The 24,248-nt window shown below is 49.5% G+C and carries 19 protein-coding genes, 1 other RNA gene and 2 riboswitches; of the genes, 18 read left to right on the top strand and 2 right to left on the bottom strand.

Annotated features, from left to right (window positions below; translation table 11 throughout):
• Nucleotides 1-180 precede the first annotated feature (180 nt).
• The 17 genes from AC27KL_RS23955 to AC27KL_RS23875 all read left to right on the top strand — a co-directional run bounded on the left by AC27KL_RS23955 (nt 181) and on the right by AC27KL_RS23875 (nt 18,179).
• A complete protein-coding gene (locus AC27KL_RS23955; protein ID WP_487171344.1) occupies nt 181-1,362 on the top strand; it encodes a phosphoglycerate kinase in 1,182 nt (393 codons plus the stop codon).
• Between the two features lie 48 nt (nt 1,363-1,410).
• The gene (gene tpiA / locus AC27KL_RS23950) at nt 1,411-2,163 is read left to right on the top strand and encodes a triose-phosphate isomerase (protein WP_340996282.1); all 753 of its coding nucleotides are present in this window, start codon (nt 1,411-1,413) and stop codon (nt 2,161-2,163) included.
• Nucleotide 2,164: 1 nt separating this feature from the next.
• On the top strand, nt 2,165-3,709 hold the full coding sequence (gene gpmI, locus AC27KL_RS23945; protein ID WP_487171343.1) for a 2,3-bisphosphoglycerate-independent phosphoglycerate mutase: 1,545 nt from the start codon (nt 2,165-2,167) through the stop codon (nt 3,707-3,709).
• A 64-nt stretch (nt 3,710-3,773) separates the two neighbouring features.
• Nucleotides 3,774-5,060: a phosphopyruvate hydratase gene (eno, locus tag AC27KL_RS23940; RefSeq protein ID WP_212950618.1), complete on the top strand. Its 1,287-nt coding sequence runs from the start codon at nt 3,774-3,776 to the stop codon at nt 5,058-5,060.
• Between the two features lie 387 nt (nt 5,061-5,447).
• Nucleotides 5,448-5,681 (top strand): preprotein translocase subunit SecG, encoded by a 234-nt coding sequence (gene secG, locus AC27KL_RS23935; RefSeq protein WP_487171342.1) that lies wholly within the window; start codon nt 5,448-5,450, stop codon nt 5,679-5,681.
• 266 nt (nt 5,682-5,947) lie between these two features.
• Nucleotides 5,948-8,578, top strand: coding sequence for a ribonuclease R (rnr, locus tag AC27KL_RS23930; RefSeq protein WP_487171341.1), 2,631 nt, complete (start codon nt 5,948-5,950; stop codon nt 8,576-8,578).
• Nucleotides 8,579-8,841: 263 nt separating this feature from the next.
• The gene (smpB, locus tag AC27KL_RS23925) at nt 8,842-9,324 is read left to right on the top strand and encodes an SsrA-binding protein SmpB (RefSeq protein ID WP_036711047.1); all 483 of its coding nucleotides are present in this window, start codon (nt 8,842-8,844) and stop codon (nt 9,322-9,324) included.
• 240 nt (nt 9,325-9,564) lie between these two features.
• Nucleotides 9,565-9,930: a transfer-messenger RNA gene (ssrA, locus tag AC27KL_RS23920) on the top strand.
• Nucleotides 9,931-10,223: 293 nt separating this feature from the next.
• Entirely contained in the window at nt 10,224-11,129 is a 906-nt protein-coding gene (locus AC27KL_RS23915; protein ID WP_487171340.1) for an ABC transporter ATP-binding protein, read from the top strand.
• A 27-nt stretch (nt 11,130-11,156) separates the two neighbouring features.
• Nucleotides 11,157-11,900 (top strand): ABC transporter permease, encoded by a 744-nt coding sequence (locus AC27KL_RS23910; protein WP_487171339.1) that lies wholly within the window; start codon nt 11,157-11,159, stop codon nt 11,898-11,900.
• On the top strand, nt 11,901-13,073 hold the full coding sequence (locus tag AC27KL_RS23905; protein WP_487171338.1) for a sensor histidine kinase: 1,173 nt from the start codon (nt 11,901-11,903) through the stop codon (nt 13,071-13,073).
• The gene (locus AC27KL_RS23900; RefSeq protein ID WP_487171337.1) at nt 13,074-13,679 is read left to right on the top strand and encodes a response regulator transcription factor; all 606 of its coding nucleotides are present in this window, start codon (nt 13,074-13,076) and stop codon (nt 13,677-13,679) included. It abuts the gene before it with no gap.
• Nucleotides 13,680-14,350: 671 nt separating this feature from the next.
• Complete coding sequence (locus AC27KL_RS23895) at nt 14,351-15,145, top strand: sensor domain-containing protein (protein WP_487171336.1); 795 nt, start codon at nt 14,351-14,353, stop codon at nt 15,143-15,145.
• A 340-nt stretch (nt 15,146-15,485) separates the two neighbouring features.
• Entirely contained in the window at nt 15,486-15,686 is a 201-nt protein-coding gene (locus AC27KL_RS23890; protein ID WP_036711062.1) for a cold-shock protein, read from the top strand.
• A gap of 50 nt (nt 15,687-15,736) precedes the next feature.
• A complete protein-coding gene (locus AC27KL_RS23885) occupies nt 15,737-15,979 on the top strand; it encodes a cold-shock protein (RefSeq protein WP_487171335.1) in 243 nt (80 codons plus the stop codon).
• Nucleotides 15,980-16,171: 192 nt separating this feature from the next.
• Nucleotides 16,172-17,182 (top strand): helix-turn-helix domain-containing protein, encoded by a 1,011-nt coding sequence (locus tag AC27KL_RS23880; protein WP_487171334.1) that lies wholly within the window; start codon nt 16,172-16,174, stop codon nt 17,180-17,182.
• A gap of 205 nt (nt 17,183-17,387) precedes the next feature.
• Nucleotides 17,388-18,179: an SDR family NAD(P)-dependent oxidoreductase gene (locus AC27KL_RS23875; RefSeq protein ID WP_487171333.1), complete on the top strand. Its 792-nt coding sequence runs from the start codon at nt 17,388-17,390 to the stop codon at nt 18,177-18,179.
• Between the two features lie 201 nt (nt 18,180-18,380).
• Here AC27KL_RS23875 and AC27KL_RS23870 read toward each other — a convergent pair whose 3' ends face one another.
• Entirely contained in the window at nt 18,381-19,214 is an 834-nt protein-coding gene (locus AC27KL_RS23870) for a metallophosphoesterase family protein (RefSeq protein WP_487171332.1), read from the bottom strand.
• Nucleotides 19,215-19,257: 43 nt separating this feature from the next.
• Nucleotides 19,258-20,184 (bottom strand): metallophosphoesterase family protein, encoded by a 927-nt coding sequence (locus AC27KL_RS23865; RefSeq protein ID WP_487171331.1) that lies wholly within the window; start codon nt 20,182-20,184, stop codon nt 19,258-19,260.
• A gap of 331 nt (nt 20,185-20,515) precedes the next feature.
• Nucleotides 20,516-20,614: riboswitch (cyclic di-GMP riboswitch) on the top strand.
• 231 nt (nt 20,615-20,845) lie between these two features.
• On the opposite strand from AC27KL_RS23865, the gene AC27KL_RS23860 reads away from it, so the two are divergent.
• On the top strand, nt 20,846-23,827 hold the full coding sequence (locus AC27KL_RS23860) for an isopeptide-forming domain-containing fimbrial protein (protein WP_487171330.1): 2,982 nt from the start codon (nt 20,846-20,848) through the stop codon (nt 23,825-23,827).
• A 207-nt stretch (nt 23,828-24,034) separates the two neighbouring features.
• Nucleotides 24,035-24,133, top strand: a riboswitch (cyclic di-GMP riboswitch).
• Nucleotides 24,134-24,248: the final 115 nt, after the last annotated feature.

Raw genomic sequence — 24,248 nt, 5'->3', positions numbered from 1 at the left:
TTTCGGATGTCCGCTGATTTTTCGAATTGAAGAGGATACAAGCATACATCCGATTTGGATAGAGACAGATGGAGAGTTTGGATAGATAAAACAAGAGGATTGAAAAAATCCCGTAAACGAACGAGCTTGTCCCCTGTAATTCCTGAATAAAAACAAAAAATGGGTACGGAGGAACGAACCATGAACAAAAAGTCTGTACGTGATGTGGAAGTAAGCGGCAAACGCGTATTCGTGCGCGTGGACTTCAATGTGCCTTTGGAAGACGGAAAAATTACGGACGACACGCGGATCCGCGAAACGCTGCCAACGATCAAATATTTGACCGAGCGCGGCGCGAAAGTGATTTTGGCAAGCCATATGGGCCGTCCAAAAGGTGAATTCGTCGATTCCCTGCGTCTGACGCCTGCAGCGGAACGCCTGTCCGAACTGCTCGGCAAACCGGTCGTGAAAGTGGATGAGGCCGTAGGCGAAGCCGTTAAAGCCGAAATCGCGAAACTGAATGACGGAGACGTGCTTTTGCTCGAAAACGTGCGTTTCTATCCTGGGGAAGAGAAAAACGATCCGGAGCTGGCTAAACAGTTCGCCGAACTGGCCGACCTGTTCGTCAACGACGCATTCGGCGCCGCTCACCGCGCCCATGCTTCCACGGAAGGCATCGCGCATTACCTGCCGGCCGTATCCGGTCTGCTCATGGAAAAAGAACTGAGCGTGCTCGGCAAAGCTTTGTCGAATCCGGAGCGTCCTTTCACGGCCATCATCGGCGGATCGAAAGTCAAAGACAAAATCGACGTGATCAACAACCTGCTGAACATCGCGGACAACGTGCTGATCGGCGGAGGCCTGTCCTATACCTTCATGAAAGCGCAAGGGTATGAAATCGGCATGTCTTTGTGCGATAATGAGAAGCTGGATGTAGCGCTCGGATTTATCCAAAAAGCGAAGGATCTCGGCAAAAACTTCCTGCTTCCGGTCGATATCGTCATCGCGGACGATTTCAGCGCAAACGCGAACGTGAATATCGTGGAAGTGGGCAACATCCCTGAAAAATGGGAAGGCGTGGACATCGGACCGAAAACACGCGCTAAGTATGCCGAAATCATTAAAAACTCCAAGCTTGTCGTATGGAACGGACCGATGGGCGTATTCGAAATCGATCCATTCTCCAATGGTACGCGTGAAGTGGCCGAAGCTTGCGCCCAAACCGAAGGTTACACGATCATCGGCGGCGGCGATTCCGCGGCAGCGGCGGAGAAATTCCATCTGGCGGACAAAATGGACCACATCTCCACAGGCGGCGGCGCTTCGCTGGAATTCATGGAAGGCAAGGCGCTCCCTGGCGTCGTGGCTCTGAACGATAAATAATCCGGGCGGGTACAGCCGTAAGGATTTCCGAAGAAGGAGTTGAAGCAAGTGAGAACACCAATCATTGCAGGCAACTGGAAAATGTTCAAGACCGTTCCGGAAGCCAAAGCATTCATCGAAGAAGTGAAGGGCAAAGCGGAAGTGGAAGGCGTGGAAAGCGTCATCTGCGCACCGTTCACCAACCTTCCGGCACTGGTTGAGGCCGTAAAAGGCACGTCCATCAAAATCGGCGCCCAAAACCTGCATTTTGAAGACAACGGCGCATTTACCGGCGAAATCAGCGGCGAAATGCTGAAGGAGCTTGGCGTGGACTATGTCATCATCGGCCACTCCGAGCGCCGCGCTTATTTTGCCGAAACCGACGAGACCGTCAACAAAAAAATGCACGCTGCATTCCGCCACGGCTTGACGCCAATCGTTTGCGTGGGCGAAAAGCTCGAAGAGCGTGAAGCCGGACAAACGAAGGATGTCTGCAAGGTGCAAACCGAAGCGGCGTTCCAAGGACTGTCCGCTGATCAAGCGGCTCAAGCCGTAATTGCATATGAACCGATCTGGGCGATCGGAACAGGAAAATCTTCGACAGCGCAGGACGCCAACGAAGTCATCTCCTACATCCGCGACCTGGTGAAGGGACTGTACGGAGAAGACGTGGCGAACAAGGTTCGCATCCAGTACGGCGGCAGCGTGAAGCCTGAAAACGTAGCCGAGTACATGGGCCAAAGCGACATCGACGGCGCTCTTGTCGGCGGCGCCAGCCTGCAGCCGGCTTCCTATATCCAGCTCGTTCAGGGGGCGAAGTAAGATGAACGCACCTAGACCTGTAGCATTGATTATCATGGACGGATTCGGTCTGCGCGACACCGTGGAGGGCAACGCCGTTGCCCAAGCGAAAAAGCCGAATTATGACCGCTTGATGGCCAAATACCCGCACACGACGCTGACCGCCTGCGGCGAAGCCGTAGGTTTGCCGGAAGGTCAAATGGGCAACTCCGAAGTGGGCCATTTGAACATCGGCGCGGGGCGCATCGTGTACCAGGATTTGACCCGTATTTCGAAATCGATCCGTGAAGGCGAGTTTTTCGAGAACTCTACGCTGGTCGAAGCCGTTCGCGCGGCGAAAAATAACGGCAAAAAGCTGCATTTGTACGGCTTGCTGTCGGATGGGGGCGTACATAGCCACATTGAGCATATGTTCGCCATGCTTGATCTTGCCAAAAAAGAGGGTATGCATGATGTGTATATCCATGCGTTCCTGGACGGCCGCGACGTGGCCCCGGATTCCGGCAAGAAGTTCATTCAGGATCTGCAAGCGAAAATCCAGGAAGTGGGCATCGGCAAAATCGCGACCGTGCAAGGCCGCTATTATGCGATGGACCGCGACAAACGCTGGGAACGCGTAGAGAAATCCTACCGTGCGATCGTATACGGGGACGGACCAAAATACACCGATCCGCTTGAAGCCGTTACGGAATCCTACAACAAGTCGGTATTCGACGAGTTCGTGGAGCCTACGGTCATCGTGGACGAAAACGGCCAGCCGGTATCGCTCGTGGAAAGCGGCGATTCCGTCGTATTCCTGAACTTCCGTCCGGACCGCGCCATCCAGCTCTCCCAGGTATTCACGAACAAGGACTTCCGCGGATTCGACCGCGGGCCGAAGTTTCCTGAAAACCTCCATTTCGTCTGCCTGACGCTCTTTAGCGAAACGGTTGGCGGATATGTGGCCTACGAGCCGAAAAACCTGGACAATACGCTGGGCGAGGTGCTGGTGCAGCATAACAAAAAGCAGCTCCGCATCGCCGAAACGGAAAAATATCCGCATGTCACGTTCTTTTTCAGCGGCGGACGCGACGTCGAGCTTCCAGGGGAAACCCGGATCCTCATCAACTCGCCGAAGGTTGCCACGTACGACCTGAAACCTGAAATGAGCGCTTACGAAGTCGCGGACGCTTGCGTCAAGGAAATCGAAGCCGAAAAACATGACGCGATCATTCTGAACTTCGCCAACCCGGACATGGTCGGACACTCCGGCATGCTGGAGCCGACGATCAAAGCGGTTGAAGCGACGGACGAATGCATGGGCAAAGTCGTTGACGCGGTCATCGCCAAAGGCGGGGTAGCGATCATCATCGCCGACCACGGAAACGCCGACATGGTGTTTGACGAGCAGGGAAGACCTTTTACGGCGCATACGACGAACCCGGTACCGTTCATTTTGACGGACGAAAACGTGACGCTGCGCGACGGCGGCATCCTGGCCGACGTGGCTCCGACGATCCTCGATCTGATGCAGCTTCCGAAACCAGCGGAAATGACCGGAGAATCGATGATTGCAAGCCGCAAATAAACGGTATAATGATAGAGATGGTATGAAAATGGACTAAATACACAAACAAAGGAGACTAAGTACTATGACTATTATTTCTGACGTGTACGCTCGCGAAGTCCTCGACTCCCGCGGCAATCCGACTGTAGAAGTTGAAGTTTACCTCGAATCCGGCGCCATGGGCCGCGCCATCGTTCCATCCGGTGCCTCCACAGGCGCCCACGAAGCCGTTGAGCTTCGCGACGGGGACAAAGACCGTTACCTTGGCAAAGGCGTTCTGAACGCCGTGAAAAACGTGAACGAAATCATCGCTCCCGAAGTGATCGGCATGGACGCTTTGGACCAGCTCGGCATCGACAAGCTGATGATCAAACTGGACGGCACGCCGAACAAAGGCAAGCTGGGCGCCAACGCGATCCTGGCCGTATCCATGGCCGTTGCCCGCGCAGCAGCCGACGCGCTTGACCTGCCGCTGTACGTATACCTTGGCGGATTCAACGCAAAACAACTGCCTGTACCGATGATGAACATCGTCAACGGCGGCGCTCATGCCGACAACAACGTCGACGTGCAAGAGTTCATGATTCTGCCTGTAGGCGCTCCTTCCTTCAAGGAAGCACTCCGCACAGGCGCTGAAATCTTCCACAGCCTGAAATCCGTATTGAAGGGCAAAGGCCTGAACACGGCCGTAGGCGACGAAGGCGGTTTTGCACCGAACTTCACTTCCAACGAAGACGCTTTGTCCTCCATCATGGAAGCCATCGAAAAGGCTGGATACAAACCAGGCGTGGACGTATTCCTTGGTATGGACGTTGCTTCTACTGAGTTCTACAAAGACGGCAAATACCACCTGGAAGGCGAAGGCAAATCCTTCACTTCCGCAGAGTTCGTGGATCTGCTCGCTTCTTGGGTCGACAAATACCCGATCATCACGATCGAAGACGGCTGCTCCGAAGACGACTGGGAAGGCTGGAAACTCCTTACCGACAAACTGGGCGACAAAATCCAGCTCGTTGGCGACGACTTGTTCGTAACGAATACCGAACGTCTTGAAAAAGGCATCAAAGATGGCATCGGCAACTCGATCCTGATCAAAGTGAACCAAATCGGTACGCTGACCGAAACTTTCGACGCGATCGAAATGGCGAAACGCGCAGGTTATACTGCGGTTGTTTCCCACCGTTCCGGCGAATCCGAAGACAGCACGATCGCGGACATCGCGGTGGCAACGAATGCCGGCCAAATCAAAACGGGTGCTCCTTCCCGTACCGACCGCATCGCGAAGTACAACCAATTGCTCCGCATCGAGGACGAACTGGCTGAAATGGCTCAATACAACGGCTTGAAGTCCTTCTACAACTTGAATAGATAAGAAGCAGCTTTTCTAAGCTGAACGAAAACCGTCCCGGCATGATGTCGGGGCGGTTTTTTTGTCGTGTTTCGGTGCCATGCAAGTGCGCATGGAGAAATCGCTTCGGGGGACGCTAAAATTCCGTTTTAATGAGACCGATATAAAAAAGTACGAAGGGGATGCAAAGTTTTTATCTGTGAAGCAGCTTGGCTGTCCAGGGGATTTTCCAGTGGCTCGTTCCGATTCGCTTCTTGCGATTTTTTCGTTGAAGGATCAGGGGAAGTCCTTGTTTTAGGAATTGGGCTATGGTACAATAAAAATGCTGTTTTATGAACGACAGGTAATGTTTGAGAAGCAATGTTGAGCACTGATATAGAATGATGTTTAGCTCACTGGGAGGTGGATCGAATGGAAATTTTGTTGAAAGTACTGCTCGTCATTTTCTCGATCGCTTTGATCGCAATCGTTCTTTTGCAAAAAGGGAAAAGCGCAGGACTGGCCGGTGCCATCTCCGGTGGCGCAGAACATCTTTTCGGAAAAACGAAAGCCCGCGGCATGGACTTGATCCTGCAGCGCGTGACGGTCGTCGTGGCGGCGTGCTTCATGATTGTGGCCATTCTTGTGGCGGTCTTTTCGAAATGATATAGCTTGACTTGGAAACCCTTCGCTCTTTCATGAAGAAGAGCGGGGGTTTTTTAATATCCCTGGGCCTTGGAAACATCTTCCGATGTCGAAGGCTCCAAGAGGCTGATCCTTGGATGCCTTTCACGGCCCCGCAGGGATGCAAACGATTAATTCCGTGTATACTAGGGTATGTGTATATAAATACGGAAAATGCCGACTGGTAAGATAACATAGAGGCTTGCGGGAGGGACGCCCTGCCCGCATGCGAACCGAGGAGATAATTGATGATAACGGAACAAACAATATTGGATTTGATGCAGAGCCCTGACTACAAACCGATGACCTACCAAGAGCTCGAAAAACATTTCGGGATCACGGACAGCTCCGAATTCAGGGAATTCCTGAAGGTCTTGAACAAGCTGGAGCAGGAAGGCCGAATCATGATGACCCGTACGGAGCGCTACGGCCTGCCGGAGCGGTTGGACTTGCTGCGCGGGCGGCTTCAGGTACATGCGAAAGGTTTTGCTTTCCTGATCCCGGAGGATAAGGAGCATCCCGACGTCTATATCGGGGCCCATGATCTCTTGGGCGGCATGAACGGCGATACGGTGCTTGTGCGCGTGACGACCCGCGGTCCGGCCGGAGGCAAACTCGAGGGCGAAGTCGTCAAAATCGTCACCCGCGCGGTGAATCAGGTCGTCGGCGTGTTCCAGGGCCATGAAGCCTATGGATTTGTACTGCCGGACGATAAACGGATTGTGCGGGATATTTTCATCCCGAAGGAATCGGTGAAAGGCGCGGTGGACGGCGACAAGGTCGTCGTTCGCATCGTCAGTTATCCGGAGGGCCGCGCTGCGGCCGAAGGCGAAGTCATCGAGGTGCTCGGCTATAAGGACGATCCGGGCGTGGATATTTTGTCGATCATCCGCAAGCATCAGCTGCCGGAAAATTTTCCGGATGAAGTGATGGCTGAGGCGGAGAGCGCCCCGGATTCGATTACCGAGGAAGAGATTCTGAAGCAGGGGCGGCGGGATCTGCGCGGCAAAAATATCGTCACCATCGACGGCGAAGACGCCAAAGACCTCGACGATGCCGTCAACGTGGAACGCCTGGACAACGGGCATTACCGCTTGGGCGTTCATATTGCGGATGTCGGTTATTATGTGCGGGAGAAGTCCGAGTTGGACAAGGAAGCCTACAATCGGGGCTGCAGCGTCTACCTCGTGGACCGCGTCATTCCGATGCTGCCGCACCGCCTGTCGAACGGCATATGCAGCTTGAATCCGAAGGTGGACCGCCTGACGTTGTCCTGCGAAATGGAATTCGACGAGCATATGAAGGTCGTCAAACATGACGTGTTCACCAGCGTGATCAAAACGAAAGAGCGGATGACCTACAACAATGTGCGCAAAATCCTCGAGGAAGAAGATCCGGAGCTGATGGAGCGCTACAAGGATCTTGTAGACGATTTCCGCCTGATGAAGGAGCTGGCGCTCAAGCTTCGCTCGCGGCGGATGAACCGCGGCGCGGTCGATTTCGATTTCGTGGAATCGAAGGTGATCGTAGACGAGAACGGCAAGCCGGTCGATATCGTAAAAAGGGAACGTTCGATCGCGGAGCAGATCATCGAGGAGTTTATGCTTGCGGCCAACGAAACCGTAGCGGAGCATTTCCACTGGCTGAAGGTGCCGTTCATATACCGTGTGCACGATAATCCGGATCCTGAGAAAATGCAAAACTTCCTTGCATTTGCCGAAAATCTCGGGTACCACGTGAAAGGCAGAGGCAACTCGGTTCATCCGCGGGCGCTGCAGACGCTTCTGGAGGAAATCAAGGATACGAAAGAGCAAACCGTCATCAGCACGATGATGCTGCGGTCGATGAAGCAGGCGAAATACGACGCCGAGATGTCGGGCCATTTCGGCCTCGCGGCGGAGTTCTATACCCACTTTACGTCGCCGATCCGCCGTTATCCGGACCTTGTCATCCACCGGGTCATTCGCGAGGTCATCGAAAACAACAACATTCTGCCGGAGAAAAGGCAGGAATATTTGGCGTCGCGGATGCCGGACATCGCCCAGCATTCCTCCGAGCGGGAGCGCGTCGCGGTCGAAGCGGAACGCGATACGGATCAGCTGAAGAAGGCGGAATACATGCTGGATAAGGTCGGCGAAGAGTTCGACGGCCTGATCAGCAGCGTCACCGGCTTCGGCATGTTCGTCGAGCTGCCGAATACGGTGGAAGGGCTCATCCGTCTGGCCGGGCTGACGGACGATTATTACCACTTCGACGAGGCTTCGATGTCGCTGATCGGCGAGCGGACCTCCAAAGTGTTCCGCATCGGCGATGAAGTGAAAATCCGCGTGGCACGGGTGAACATGGACGATCACACCATCGATTTTGAGATGGTGGACATGAAGCCGCGCCGCGAACGGAGACCGGGCGGCGGGTTTGGCGGCCGCGGCGGTGAGCGCGGCGGTCGTGGCAATAAGGCCGGCAGCGGCGGCAAAGCCGGCCGGCCGGGCAAGCGCGAGCGCGGGGCGTCCGCAGCCGGGGAGGCTGCGGGGGCCGGGAAGCGCAAGCGCGGCGCAGGCGCCGCCGGGGGAGGCAGCCCGGCGGGGGGCGAGAGCGTCGAGGCCAACCGGCCGAAGACGTTCAGCTTCGGCTCCGGCAAGGGCGGCTACAACTCGGCTCCGGCGCAAGGCGAACAAGCCGGCAGCGGACGCCGCAAGAAGACGTCGGGCAGCGGCATCTTTATCGGCGAAGGAGCCGGATCGGGTGAAAGCAAGCGAAAACGCGGCGAAGGTTCCGAGCAGGGCGGCGGCGAAGCTTTTTGGCAGTTCCGCAAAGGCAAGAAGAAAAAGGGTGCCAGCAAAAACGGTACGGCGGCTTTTGTTCGGAAGAAGAAGAAGTGAATTCGGTACGCTGGTGAGGACCGTTAGAATGAGATTCAACCGGTTCTGAGCTTTTTCAGGAATTTGTGCAAGATCGCTTTCGGTAGTGCTGGGGCACTGGGGATTTATCAGCGGCGGTTTCGTTCGCATCTGGACAAGCTCGGTCTTTGCCTTGATTTTGGCGAAACCAGTTGATACAATGGACTTCTGGTACGTGTGTCGCGACGAACTGTGATGCCCGAGCCGGAAGTCCGCTATTTTGTAATGGGTGAGGAGTGAAAGACATGGGTGGTAAGAAGAGTGACGGGAAGGTACTGGCCCAGAACAAGAAAGCTTCCCATGATTATTTCATCGAGGATACGTACGAGGCCGGCATCGTGCTGACCGGGACCGAGATCAAATCGATCCGGAACGGGAAAGCGAACATCGGCGATGCGTTTGCGACGATCCGCAATGGGGAAATTCATATTCACAATATGCACGTCAGCCCGTTCGAGCAGGGAAACCGGTACAATCCGACCGATCCGACGCGGGCGCGCAAGCTGCTGCTGCATAAGGAACAGATCCATAAGCTGCTGGGTCAGACGAAACAGGAAGGCTACACGATCGTTCCGCTCAAAATCTACATTCGAAATGGCTATGCCAAGCTGCTGTTAGGCCTCGGCCGCGGTAAGAAGCAATACGACAAACGCGAATCCGCCGCCAAACGCGATGCACAGCGCGATATCCAGCGTGCTTTGCGCGAAAAGCAGAAAATAGCGCGTTAATGACCTGTTATGTGAAAGGTTAGCAAGTTTCACCTGTGTTTCCTTGCATCATCTGTGTCATTTTGGCCGGATGGTGTGATATAATAAATGATGTAAGAGATGCGGAGTGCCGCGATTCTTTTACAGAATCACCGAATTGCTTCTGATCGTCCTTTCTTTATGGAGGGAAAGGATGCGGAATTAGATTGCTTCTTGTGCTGCAGAGCAGCTCATCTAATCCGGAGAAGCCCTTTATAACAAGGGGGCGTTCTTGGATTCGACGGGGACAGTTCGAGCATGAGTAGCGGGTAGTGGGGACGCGTCCGCTTCATCAACGCTAACGCCAATAATAACTGGCAAACAACAAAACAACTACGCTCTCGCAGCTTAATAACCTGCAGACGTGCTCTCGCTCTGCATCGCCCATGTGCCGGGATGAGGGCTCACTTTTAGTGGGATACGCTGTCTAGTCTCCGCCTGCGGCTAGCTGAAGAAGACAAACAGGCTGACCCAAAGAGAATCCGGTGACAGGGAGTCTCTAGGGTGACATCAAAACTGTCACTACACCCGTAGAAGCTTATGTGGCGTTGTCTTCGGACAGGGGTTCGACTCCCCTCGCCTCCATACATAAAACCACAACCGTAGAGGTTGTGGTTTTTTCTATGTTCAATTAAAAACGGCAAATTCCTTAGCTATAAGTTTGCAAAGCAAGACACCCCAATGCCTCCAATTAAAGAGTGTCCAATGAACCTTTTGCAGAAGAAGGGCCTTTAGAGGTCCTTCTTTTTTGCTTTCGTCCTTTTTATCTGACATTTGTCATAACCAGCTTGTGACAACCCACACTAATTGAATCCCGCGTTTTTTCAATATAATGAGGACATCAAGGAACGAAAGAAGAAATTAGCGGAGGTTAGTACAAAATGACAAAGGCAATTGAATGTATAAATCTGGTGAAGAAATTCGGCGACTACTGTGCCGTTGATCATATGAATCTATCATTTGAGAAAGGTCAAATATCCGCATTGCTCGGACCGAATGGGGCAGGCAAGACGACAACCATTTCCATGATCCTCGGAATGATCAAGCCAACCTCAGGAGAAGTCAGGATCTTGGGGGTTCCATCCAGAACAAAAGAATTACGGCAACGCGTCGGAGCGCTTTTGCAGGATGTGAAAGCAGCAGATGGACTTACGGTCAAAGAAGTGCTCCAACTGTTCCGCAGTTATTATCGTAATCCGATGTCGCTCGAGCGATTGTTAGATATTTCGGGTCTCCACGCGGATCAGAAACGCCGCGCATCCTCCCTGTCTGGAGGACAACGCCGTAGATTAGCCTTCGCCCAAAGCTTGGCGGGGAATCCAGAGCTTCTCCTGCTTGATGAACCAACCGTCGGAATGGATATCGAGGCTCGTGGCCGCTTTTGGGACACCATCCAAGCGCTGGCAAATGACGGACGTACGGTGCTCTTAACTACACATCATTTAGAGGAAGCGGATGCTGTCGCAGATCATATCGCAGTCATCGCCAGAGGACAGGTTGTTGCGGAAGGGACTCCGGAACGTTTAAAGGCTCAGACAGCGCTTAGAACCGTTTCATTTCGGGCGGCGAACGCGCCAGCCCAGCAGGAATGGTTCACATTGCCTGGTGTAGAAAAGGCAGAGTGCAACGGCGAGCGGATTCGTCTGTACGTCAAGGAGACCGATGCATTGTTATTTACACTGATGCAGTCTGAATGGGGAATATCAGATATTGATATACAATCCGCCAGCTTGGAAGATACATTCCTAAGTCTTACAGGTACACATAAACCAACGATGATACGATAAAAAAACATTTTTAGGAGGAAAACAGCTATGTTACATATGTTCGTTGCCCAGACCAAAGCAGAAAGTATACGAATTATCCGCAGTCCATTTTTCTTGCTCTTCTCCATTGCAATGCCGCTTGCCTTCTACTTTTTATTTGCGAGCATGAATGGGGTAGATCAATCGATTCAATCGACAACGTGGGGCGTCTTTTCATTGATGTCGATGACTGCATTCAGTTTGATTGGTACGGCCGTATCCCAATTCGGTATCCGTCTATCGTTCGAGCATCAAGACGGGTGGGTGCGCTTGTTGAAGCTGACTCCGCTATCTCCCGCAGTCTGGATCGCCAGCAAAATTGTATCGCAAATGGCTGTTCACTTAATCGTCATTGTTGTTATATTTTTATCGGCTGGCCTTGTTCATGATATACAATTGACAGCCGGGCAATGGATTTTATGCGGATTATGGTTATGGATCGGGAGCATATCTTTTCTGGCGCTTGGTGCCTTGTTAGGAACGCTTAAAAACGCGAACACCTCCGTTGCCATCGGAAATGTACTACAGATGGGGCTTGCCATTGTGGGGGGGCTTTGGATGCCGCTTAGCACTTTGCCGAGCTGGATGGGCTCTGTCGGGGAATGGCTTCCATCTCACCGTTACGCCAATGGGGCATGGAATATGATCGCTGGTAAAAATCCAGCAAGTATCGATTTCATAATTTTGACAGGATGCGGTCTCCTCTTTATGCTACTATCAATCTATATATATAATCGACGGGATGCGGTCTAATTGAATAGAGAAAAGTGGCGCCTCTTTCCAAAATCGGAAGGAGTCGCTCCTTATATTTTGTTAACAAATGTAATGATACCCATGTACTTTTTACTCTATGAGCCATCAAATATACAGTGGCTTGGCTTTGTTCTGTTAGGCCTATTCGTTCTATTGTTTCGACAATCCTACTTTTATGCAAAGTGGGCCACGCCAATATTGATCGTACAGGTGGGTATACTTTTAATTTTAGCCGCTGTATTTCACCCTATGTATACGTTTATGGGTTTTATGATCGCCGCTCCGCTGAGCAAACAAAAGCTGCCGATATTACTCTCTATAACGATCGTTTTTACGGTAGCTATGGGATTTATCGCCGTTCCTTACTTGGACCGGATGGGCAGCCTAGTATGGATAGGGCTGGTGCCTATGTTTGGCATCTGTATTCTGCCGTATATTATTCGAACTTCGAATCGGTTTCAACAGAAGTCTGCTCGGCTGCGGGCAGAAACGGCTGAACGAATGGCACAGCAGGAGGAGCGCCAGCGGATCGCACGTGAATTGCACGATACATTGGGACATACGCTGTCATTAATCGCGCTAAAAGGGGAGGTCGTTGAGAAATTGGTCCATCGCCATCCCGAGAGAGCGATCGAAGAGGCTCGCGAAATACGGGAAACGGCACGCGCAGCCTTGAAACAAATGCGTGAATTGGTTACGGAGATGAAAGTTACATATTTTGCTGACGAATATAAGCATGCCGTATCGTTATGTTCAGCTGCGGGCATACCGCTTATTTTTCAATATCAATCGATTTCAGATTCCAGACCTTCGAATGTAGGAACGGATGACGCTTTAGTGAACAATCCGCTTCCGTTAACACCCTTGCAGGAGACGATTTTGGCGATGTGTTTTCGCGAGACGATTACGAATGTGGTTCGACATAGCCGGGCAACAAAGTGCAACGTTCTTCTCGACATTCAGGAAGGGGAAGTCCGTGTATCTGTAAGTGATGACGGGATTGGGGCAGATCCGGAGCAACTCTCTACTAGCAGTAATGGCCTCGCCGGATTGCGGCAGCGGTTGGTTATGATCGACGGACGTATGTCGCTGTCTTCGTCCTCAGGCAAGGGGACGGAGGTCACCTTACATATACCTAGGGTAATACGAAATGAAAAGGTAGGTAGCGCTTAGATGATTCGTATTGTGTTGGCAGAAGATCAAAAGTTATTAAGGGGAGCACTGGCAACGTTACTCTCGTTAGAAGATGATATTGAAGTCGTCGGTCAAGCTGAAAATGGGGAAGAAGTGCTGTCCATGATTCAGCAATATGAACCAGATGTAGCCGTTCTGGATATTGAGATGCCGCTGAAAACAGGGTTAGATATTGCGGAGCTGGTTCAAAAAAATAAGTCCGCTTGTCGTGTCATCATCTTGACGACATTCGCGCGCCCCGGATATTTCCAGCGGGCGATGCAGGCAGGAGTTTATGGATATCTTCTTAAAGATACGGGCAGCGATGAACTGGCTGATGCGATTCGTCGGGTCTATGATGGGAAACGTGTCATCAATGCAGAATTGTCGCTCGCGGTATGGGATGATCCATGTCCATTATCACCCAGGGAGCGGGAGGTCATGAAGTTGGCTGCTCAAGGCTTAGTTCTTCAAGATATTGGAGCACGGCTGTTTCTATCCTATGGAACGGTGCGGAACTATATGTCGGAAGCGATTGGGAAGCTCGGGGCGAATACGCGGATCGAGGCAATAGATATCGCACGTAGCAAGGGATGGTTGGATTAAAGGAGAGCTCCGAGAAATTTCTGAAAAAGCGGGTCAATTTTAATAGGATTTTACTGATGTAAAGGCGAAAGAAAAAAGCCCCGAATAACGGAGCTTGTATGCTATAATTTGGAATGTACAACACACCTTGAGTGGGTGGGGCTTCCTCCGGAAAGGAGGTGAGTCCATATGCACTTCTCTTTTTCCGATGTGATCGTATTCGCAGGGTTTATCGTTGCGTTACTGACCTATATCGACCGAAAAAAGAAGTAACCCACTCTTAAGGTTGGCAAACCGTGGGTTACTTCTCTGGACAAGCATTACCCTGGAGGGAATCCCCACTCAAGAGGTTGTGCTGAGGACGGACTGCCATCCGTCCTTATTTCTATTCTTATCTTATCATACCCGGTTTTAGTCCTCAAGGATCAGCATTAATGAAGGTCCCCCGTATAGTCCAGTGAATGGGTGTATAATCCCTTCGCGATCAAAGAGCAACGATTTGAACTGAACCCTTTACAGAAGCTCCGATTGAGAATGCCGAAGAAAAAGTTCATCTGAGCCGGCCGATCCCTAGTCTTAAGTCTAGGTTCAGACCCCCCCTGAGACGGTTATGTCAGCCCAATAAGGCGGTTATAATGAATCTATATAACTCGCTGATACGTGATATAGGAAGCCAAAAGGGGTGTTTGAATTTGAAAGCAATAGAAGCGACGAACACGGCGCGGGCAGGTAAGGTGAAATGGGTCCTTTTTAATCCGAAAACCTACGCAACGATCCTCTATTTATTGCTATCCCTCCCGTTAGGGATTATTTATTTTACAGTAGCGATAACAGGACTGGCATTATCCATCGGATTAACTCCCATATTTATCGGAATACCGCTGTTCTTCGGCGTAGCGAAGCTGTTGAACGGGATTGTGCTTTTTGAACAAAGCATGATTAGACAAATTTTAGGTTTGCCTGCTCCTTCCGTTTCGTATTCCTACCATCAACAGTCTGAAGCTGGGCAGAACTGGTTTATGCGAATGGTGAGAGGTTTTGAGGGCGGACTATTCATTCGGAATCTGCTGCTTGTATTCCTGAGATTTGTAACAGGTATCGTATTCTTTGTTATTATGGTTACAGCGATTTCACTAGGACTCGGATTGATTGCGCTTCCCGTTGTGCATATCATATTAATGAATGAAATCCAGCTTGATATTTTAGAAAATAGCTTGTTTAGTTACTTTCATATCGATTGGACTTATAATCAGCAATATCTGCTGTACGTTGGCGTTGGCCTTGTTCTGTTCTGGGTCGCGCTGCGCGTCGTGAATGGGCTCATGCAAATTCAGCGCAGAATCATGTATGTGGATGAGCCATATCAGCAGCCGTCAGTGCGGCCAATGGAAGAACCAATCCATGCGTCCGTTCAGTCGCGATATGATGAATACCAGGAGGACCACCTCACGCAAGGGATGATGCAGCCTGCCCATAGAGAGCTTTAGAAGCTCTCTTTTTTTTATGATCCGTTACTTGGCCTACCGTAACCTCATCAATACACTCCGGCGAATTGTGGTTTTACCAAGCCGCTGTTCGCCTTTAAGGATCACACAGGAAAGTTTATGCGGTGTCGTACTGCAGGATGAGGCGAAGGAAATAAAATGGAAACAAAAGCAAAACAAGCTTGTAAATGAACTCCGGTTGTGTTATAGTTGATTTATTAGAATTTGAACCTGAGATCACATATTGTAGAGGGTTAGATTTTGATATGTAGCCTTGTACAATATGTGATTTTTTTTTAAATTCAAAGATCATGTAAAAATAAAAATATGGAGGTAATTGACCATGACACAAGGAACAGTAAAATGGTTTAATGCAGACAAAGGATTCGGTTTTATCGAGGTTGAAGGCGGAGACGACGTATTTGTGCACTTCAGTGCAATCGTTGGCGACGGCTTCAAATCTTTGGACGAAGGTCAAAGAGTCGAATTTAATGTTGTTCAAGGCAATCGCGGCCCGCAGGCTGAGAATGTCGTTAAACTGTAAAACTGTAGTTGAAAGGTCCCGCACTTAGTGTCGGGGCCTTTTTTTCGCTCATGATTCCAGAAGAGAAAGAGGGATGCTGCTTGTACGATTCGCGGAAAAGACTGATGATGGAACTTCCAGAGGAAATGACGACGATATGGTCATGCACGAATGAAAAGTGCAACGGATGGATGAGGGATAATTTTGTTTTTTTGATTCAACCCATTTGTGTCCAATGCCATTCCTTCATGGAGAAGAGCGAGAAAATGCTGCCTGTTTTAGAAAATACAAGTCCTAATCAGACGAAGCACTAAATCAAGCGAGGGCCGGTGACACCACAATGGTCGCCATTTACACCCGTTGAAGCTTATGTGGCGTTATCTTCAGACAGGGGTTTTACTCCCCTCGCCTCCATAAAGAGTCAAAAACTATATAAAAGGGCAGTCAGGATGTATCTTGGCTGACCTTTTATTTTTTTAGGTTAGCATCTAAAGGAGTTATAGGCTATGAAATCCGACCGTATAAAATTTCCGTCAGGATATTGGGCGGGACTACAACTATTGGGAATTTCTCCGCACGACGTAGCGAGCAAAGCTCGGTTGCCGCTCAGCATGATGACAGAATCGGCTGGCGTCACCGCAGCCCAGTATTTTAAAATCTGGCAAGCTTACTCCGATCTCGTTGGTGACACTGCCGTTGGAATCATCAAACTTGCAACCGTGTTTGAAACGGCACAGTACCCGCCGCCCGTCTTGGCGACTTACCATGCGCATGATTATCGTGACGCTCTTTACCGAATGGCCAGGTACAAACAACTGTGCCCTCCGGAAAGCTTGCGTATAACCGAAGAGGGCGATGTCTGTACGATCGAATTGGAATGGATGCACAGAGGAGAGCCTGTGCCGCCCGTGCTGGTTGGAGCTACACTGGCCCTTCTTCTGGAGCTTGGACGACGGGGAACGGGCTTGCCTTTAACTGCACGGTCCGTAGAATTTTCTCACCCGATGGGGGGTGTAAAGGCCCTCGAAGCTTATTTCGGGTGTCCGATCCGGACGGGTGCAACCGCCAACCGATTGACGCTGCATCGAAGAGACCTGGATCGCCCCTTTATTTCGCATAATAAAGAGTTGCTGGAGATCTTGACTCCTGTATTGGACCAATCATTGGAGGAAGATCGCAACCGTTCAATCTCTGAGATCGTCAGACGGATCTTGAAGCGCAGTTTAATCGGAGGGGGGCTGGACATTCGGGCTGTGGCAAGCGAGCTTTGCATGAGCGATCGTACCTTGCAGCGCCGTCTTACTGGCGAAGGTACAACTTTCAAGCAGTTGCTGACACAGGTTCGGCATGAACAGGCTCGAGAATACTTGGCAGAACCCAAGCTTAACATAAAAGAAGTGGCTTATTTAATTGGATATGAAGACCAAAACTCGTTTTACCGCGCCTTTCGCCTTTGGGAAGGAGATACTCCTTCCAATTGGCGTTCCGAACATTTAAGGGCAAACCCAATGTCATAGAATCCGGGCCTAACTTGTTCCTAACATGGCTGGCATTTTCCGGCTTCATTATATTTGGCGGGGTAAACAAGAAATTTGGCGTTGTACGCTAGTTACCGGACGGTCCGGACAAAGTAACATAATCCCTATCCGGAGCACAAGGATGTTCCAAGAATAATTTCTAATTCAGCTTGATGTGAATGACAACAAAGGAGACACCTAAGTTATGGAAATGGGATTAAAGAACAAAACGGCTTTGGTAACCGGATCGACGAAAGGGATAGGGAAAGCCATTGCCATTGAACTTGCCAGAGAAGGCGTCAATGTCCTCGTTAACGGACGGGAGCATGAAGAGGTAGAAAGAACCGTAAATGAATTGAGGTCGGAGTTCCCGGCTACTTCTCCTCAGAATGCAACGGCCGATCTTGTGGATTTGCAGCAAAGAGAAGCGTTGCTCGAGAAATATCCCCACGTCGATATTCTGGTGAACAATATGGGGATTTATGAAATCATGCAATATGAGGACGTTGACGATGAAATATGGGAAAAATACTTCCGTACGAATGTCCTTGCCGCGAATGGATTATCTAAATTTTATTTGCCTAACATGTTGAATAACAATGATGGGCGAATCATCTTTATTGCAAGTGAAGAAGCCATTATGCCATCAGGGCAAATGCCCCAGTATTGCATGACCAAATCCATGTTATTATCGCTGTCAAAAAGCTTATCTAAACTAACAGCGGGAACGGAAGTCACATCCAATACGATCATGCCGGGACCAACGCTTTCCGAAAACGTATATCAAATCATTGACAGTATGTTTCCTGAAGATATGGCATTTTCGGAAAAAGAGAAAAAATTTATGGCTGCAAACCTGCCCCAATCCGAAATACAGCGATTTATCAAACCTTTTGAAATAGGCAGGCTGGTTGCATTCGTCTGCAGCCCCTATGCATCCGCATTCAAAGGTTCTCCGATCCGTATGGACGGGGGTATGGTGCCTACGATTTTTTAACATCATATGTAGTCTTTAAGAAAGGCTCAACGAAATGACCCTGAAGCAAATGGTTAACGACACTTCTTATTACAAATCTTTGGCCTCACCATCGAAGAAGATTTATTAACAACCAGAGGCGCGTCAAAATCAATAGAAACCGTGCAAACGACTCGACCCGGCAGCATCGTCGGCCGGGCCGTTATTTTATGGGGTTATAGGCTATGCGGTTGATTCTCGAGCCTGAAATTCAATGCTATATTGGGCTTCCTGTACCCATTCCTTCTTGGCAAAATCTCTTCCTTTGATCAAAACCTTGTCGTCGTAAACTTCCACGTATAACCCTTGGCTGCTTTGTTCTTCGGTTATACTGTTCCATGATGCCATCACGCTCGCCGTATTCACCATCGTGAACTTATCGCGGTGCAACGCATGAGACATTTCCAGTGCCGCATGGGAATGCCCGGAAAAATAGACGACTTGCGGATACCGGCCCAGCAAGCTTCTCAGCTGTGCATCCGGAACGACGCCATGCCATTCGACGGACCCGGCAACCGTTTCCTGAAATGGCTGATGCAGAATCACGAAGATCGGTTTAGCGGGATCCGAACGCTCTGCAAGCTTTTGTTCCAGCCAATCCAGCTGTGTCTTGGATATATAGGAATGATCTTTTAAAGTCGCCTCGTCTTTATAATCCGTTCCCAAAACGATAAAATGATAGCCGTTCAGCCAAAAGTCGTATGTAATGCCCGTGCCGAGCTTCTCCTCGAAGCGCTTTCTTTTGACCTCATAGCTTTCATGCCACCGAATATCGTGATTGCCCAGCGCAAAATACGGGCGGGGATGTGGTACCGCTTCCAAAACCGCCAAAAAGCCGTCGTATTCTTCCTCCATACCCCGGTCGGTCATATCTCCGGCAATGATGAGCGCCGCGCTATCCGGGTCATTTTCCCGAATGTCCTCCAACACGCGAATGAACTGCCTACTGTGTCTGGATTGCAGATCCGTCTCGGTAATATGGATGTCGCTGATCACTTGAAAACTTAATCTTTTCATACGGTTACCTCCCCAATGAATATGTAATTCGGGTCCTACAGGATCATTTAAAAGTTAGCCTGCGGGATGAAATAACCGGCGTAATTTCGTGTCCCGACTCCATATTGCAGTGCCCAAGCTCAAGAGGGCTCGGCCCGACGAATTCGCTCTGTACGCCTTCCACCGACAGCTCGCCTTGCTTCAGCGTAACGATCGCATACAGCGGATCTTTGTAAGGGACCGTATATTTCAACGTCGGATATTGCTTGTCGACTTCCTCGGAGTATCGGATGCACTCATACCCGGAACCGAGCCATTGGTAGGACATGCTGTTGATCTCGATATAAGATATGCCGTCGATGGTCGTGACTGCATCAAGATGATTATGCCCGTTCAAGCAGGCCACCACTTTGGAATAGCCGGCTTCCTCATTTGCGGAAACCAGAATCGAATGCAACTGATCGCGATTGAGAATGCCGTCCCATTCATTTTCCAAGCTTTGATGGCTAAAAATGATCGTACGTTTGTCTGTATTCATTAAATCTTCCCGCAGCCATTCGAGCTGTTCGTCGGTGACATAAGGGATCTCGCCGCGGTATCTGAAATAATTGCCGTGTTCATAATTCAGGAACTGACCGTCGTGCTTAATAAAATTGGCATCCAGCACGACGAAATGAAAGTCGCCGTGATCGAATGCGTAATAATTTCGTTCCATTCCGATAAAATTCATGACTGTCCGTTTGTCGCAGCTGTCCATGTCGTGGTTGCCTAACACATGATATTTCGGCCCTTTGAATCGATGCCATATCGCCAAAAAGTTTTCGTTATCCGGAATCGGGTGGCAAAAATCGCCCATCTGAACGATAAAATCAACTTGTTCTTCGTTCATCCGGTCGATAAATGCGGCCAGCCTTTCGCGGCCGTCATGGGCAATATCGTTGTGGACGTCGGTACATAATCCGAAGCGCAACGTATTCGGAGCGCTGCTCATTCGATCACTCCTTGTTTTTTGACGTTATTGGCAACATGGTTCAAGCCATCGCTGAAAACAAATACTTTCTGATAGTTTAAAAAATAGCGCTTGATCTGTAAACCCAAAAAGTGGCTCTTGAACCGAACCGGTCAAAACCGAAAGCCAAAAAACGGACGCCTACCGGATACAGAACATGACCCGAGTGAGGGCACCTTTTAATCCTATAATTTTCCTAAAAACGACAAATGGCGAGGGAAATACTAGAAAAATGAGTCTAAAGATCCTAACTTATGATTCTTTTCTATTATATTTTTAGATATATATTAAATTTTAAATTACATACACGATCGTACGATCAAGGCAAACTCATTGAAAAATGGGGACGCAATGCTAAAGGGGCTAACGGATTTGCTGTAAAGCGCAAATGCTATGCCAGCCAGCTGCCGAATACGACGGATCGCTCCGTCTATTAGCATTTGCTTTTGGATGGAGTTTTTTCTTTTTTTATGAAGAGAGGAGGCAGGTTGGAAAGTCCATCTTGGAGTGGGAGGTGACTAACTGGATTTAGGTGCGAGAAATGAATTCAAACAACTCCTTAACAGTCTGAGCGATCCGAATTTCTGCCTAGCGATGTCCAAGACGGGGATTAGGGTCAAAAATTAAAAAAGGAGAGAAAAACTTGAGAATACCGAAAAAAGCGAGGAAAGGGCTCCAGTACGTATTAGCATGCGTAATGGTAGCCTTTATGACTACAAGCGGAATCTTGCCTTCTATAACATATGTAAAGGCTGAGGAAACAGCGTTTAATTTTAACGCTACTGATACCTATTTAAGTGTTACAGATTACAAAGGAAAGCCGGGTGTATGGCTCTTACAAATTGATGGCAATAACCCTTCAGCGGGGGTCAAGTTTGAGAAACAGTTACCTTCTACTGTATCGACGATTGATTCTATAGCCATGTCTAAGGATGGAACGCAGCTCTATGGAATAAAGGCTGAAGATAATACATTTTTTTATAAAATTAAAGAAGATGGAAATGTAACTTTAGAACCTTTATCTATGCCAAATGAATTAAAGACGTTCAAACCCCAAGGCGGAGGGGCCATTGATCCAATTACGGGGAATTATGCTGTATTTGTTAGGGACGTGGCACAAAAATTATCACGAATTGTTTTGATCGACCCCAATACGGGGACTGTAACCGATGGCAGTATGAGTCCCAATAACCGAGTGAACTTACGCGATATCATCTTTGATGATCAAGGAAACATCTATTATATTGACGCGACAAATGAAGAATGGGTTCGATATGATCGTGGTACAGGTCAAGAAACCGTTTATGGGCGAGTCGGAAATATTCCACTCACAACTCCTGGATACGGTGCGGGTTTAAGCTACTTGCCTTCGAATGAGCTGCTTATCGTGTTCACACAAGGAGATCTCTTTGCCTCCAATCCGAAGGATAATATGGCTAGACATCTTGTGCAAATACCGGATATCAATTTTCTTACGGATGCTACTTCTGCCGTGTTCCCCAATTTTTATACAGATTTGAAGGCAGAGAAGTTTGTGAATGGAAGCAAAGAAATAAGTTCTGTTAAAAGAGGCGACGTGATCGAATACAAGATCGTCGTTAGCAATGCAGGAAACATGCCGGCTGACAACGTCGTATTGACGGACATCATTCCAGAAGGAACCGAGTATGTTGCTAATAGCACGAAATTTAATGGAAATGCCATTAGTGATGTTAACGGTCAAAGCCCGTTAGTCACAGGGTTAAAGATTAAATCTTCTGCGAACAATGCGAACGATGGCGTGATACTTAATGGTCAAGAAAATGCGGCAACCATTCGTTTTCAAGTACGAGTAAAAGATGATGCTGCATTTGATACGAAAATCTTAAATACTGCAACAGTAACCTCATCAGAGGGAAAAATTCAATCCAATGAAGTTGTAAGCAGCGTGACTTATCATGCTCCAGCGTTGGAATCGAAAAAATCCGTAGTTATTAAGGAAAAGGCACCAGGGAACCTGGACGCGCAGCATCCCGAAGTAGGGGATACACTGCTGTATACCATTGAGACGCGAAACACGATCACAGACAGTCTGGTGAAAAACCTCGCGATCTCCGATGCGGTTCCTGCGGGACTGCAATATGTCGCGGGCAGCCTCATTGTGGACGGAGAATCTGTAACAGATGCCGAAGGAGACGACAAAGGTCATTATGCCAATGGAAAAGTGACGGGACAATTCGGAGATGTGACCGATACGGATTGGCATACGGTTCAATTTGGGGCCGTGGTACAGCCTGGACAAGCGGGTAAAGATATTATCAATATCGCGACCGTAGGTGGCGACAATACCAGCACGCCGGACAGACCGCGAGCAGAAGTGGAAGTGTACCCACGGAATCCACAGATTGAATCTGAGAAGTATGCAACAAATAGCGTAAGCAAGGCCACTTATGAAGTCGGGGACACGATCACCTATACGATTCGTGTAAGAGGCGTGGTCAACGATACGTATCTGGAGAATCTGACGATTACGGATACATTGCCTGCAGGCTTGAAATACGTGCCGGACAGCTTAAAGGTGGACGGTGTATCGGTCACCGATGAGAACGATAACGATGCCGGTTATTCTGTAACGGGCGAAGTGTACGGCTCATTTGGCAATGTGAAGGGCATGAACTGGCATACGCTGGAGTTTAAGGCTGTCATTCAACCGGGACAAGGCGGTCAGACGATCCAAAATACGGCGCTGGTTGATGGCGACAACATCGTTCAACCAGGCGAACCAACAGAGAAAATTGTCGTTGAGCCGGAACCGCCGGTCAATCCTCCAGTAGATCCTCCGGTTGACCCGCCAGTAGATCCGGATCCACCAGTGGAGCCACCCGTTGACCCGCCGGTCGATCCAGTGGATCCAGTAGATCCACCGGTTACTCCACCTGTATATCCGGGAACAGATCCTGGAACAAGCCCGGGCACTACACCGAATCCGGGAACGGGAACGGACCCGGTAAAACCAAATCAGGTACCAAGCGTGCCTTCCTATAATACGGAGACGACGATCAACACGCCGGCGACCGGAAAAATAGAAGGTACGGACGCGGATGGAGACAAGCTGACGTATACGAAAGGAAACGATCCGAAGCATGGTACGGTAACGGTGAATCCGGACGGAACGTGGGCGTATGTACCGGAGCGCGATTATACCGGCAGCGACAGCTTTACGGTGACGGTGAGCGACGGCCGGGGAGGCACGACAACGTCCGTAGTGACGGTCAATGTAAGGGGAACTGAAACTGGAACAACCGTTCCAGGAACCACCCCTGAGCCAACGAATCCGGGAAGCGGAACGACACCAACGAATCCTGGAAACGGAACAACGCCGTCGAATCCTGGAACAGGAACAACGCCAACCCATCCTGGAACCGGAACGGCTCCGGATGCGGGCGACGGATCGGGCTCTCCGTTTGGAGATAACGGAACCGTTGCTGGGGAGTCTGGAAAAGCTCCTTCGCCAGCGGACCAAACGGGAACGCAGTCCGGCAACAAGCTGCCGAACACAGCTACGAACGTTTATAACTTAGGGTTCCTCGGATTGATCATTCTGTTTGCAGGATGGTTGTTCTGGAGAAGAAATAAAGTGCAATAACGATCTCTCAAGAAGAAACATCTTTCTATACGAAAGGTGTTTCTTCGCTTTATAAGAAAGTCACAATTTTCACAAAAACGACAAATGGTGAGGAAAATACTAGAAAAATGAGACTAAAGAACCTAACTTATGATTCTTTTATATTATATTTTTAGATATATACTATATTTTTAGATATATATTAAATTTTTGATTACATACAAGATCGTACGATCAAGGCAAACTCATTGAAAAATGAGGACGCAAAGCTAAAGGGGCTAACGTATTTGCTGTAAAGAGCGAATGCTATGCCAGCCAGTTGCCGAATACGACGGACAACTCCGTCTATTAGCGTTTGCTTGTGGATGGGGTTTTTTCTTTTCCAGATATTTAAAATTTTAATTATGGATAGTCGAGGGGTTATGCCTTGTCTATAGAAGAG

This window comes from Paenibacillus sp. YAE3, assembly GCF_057546105.1.
The sequence above is the reverse complement of the archived record's forward strand: the minus strand, read 5'-3'. Positions and strand labels throughout refer to the sequence as shown.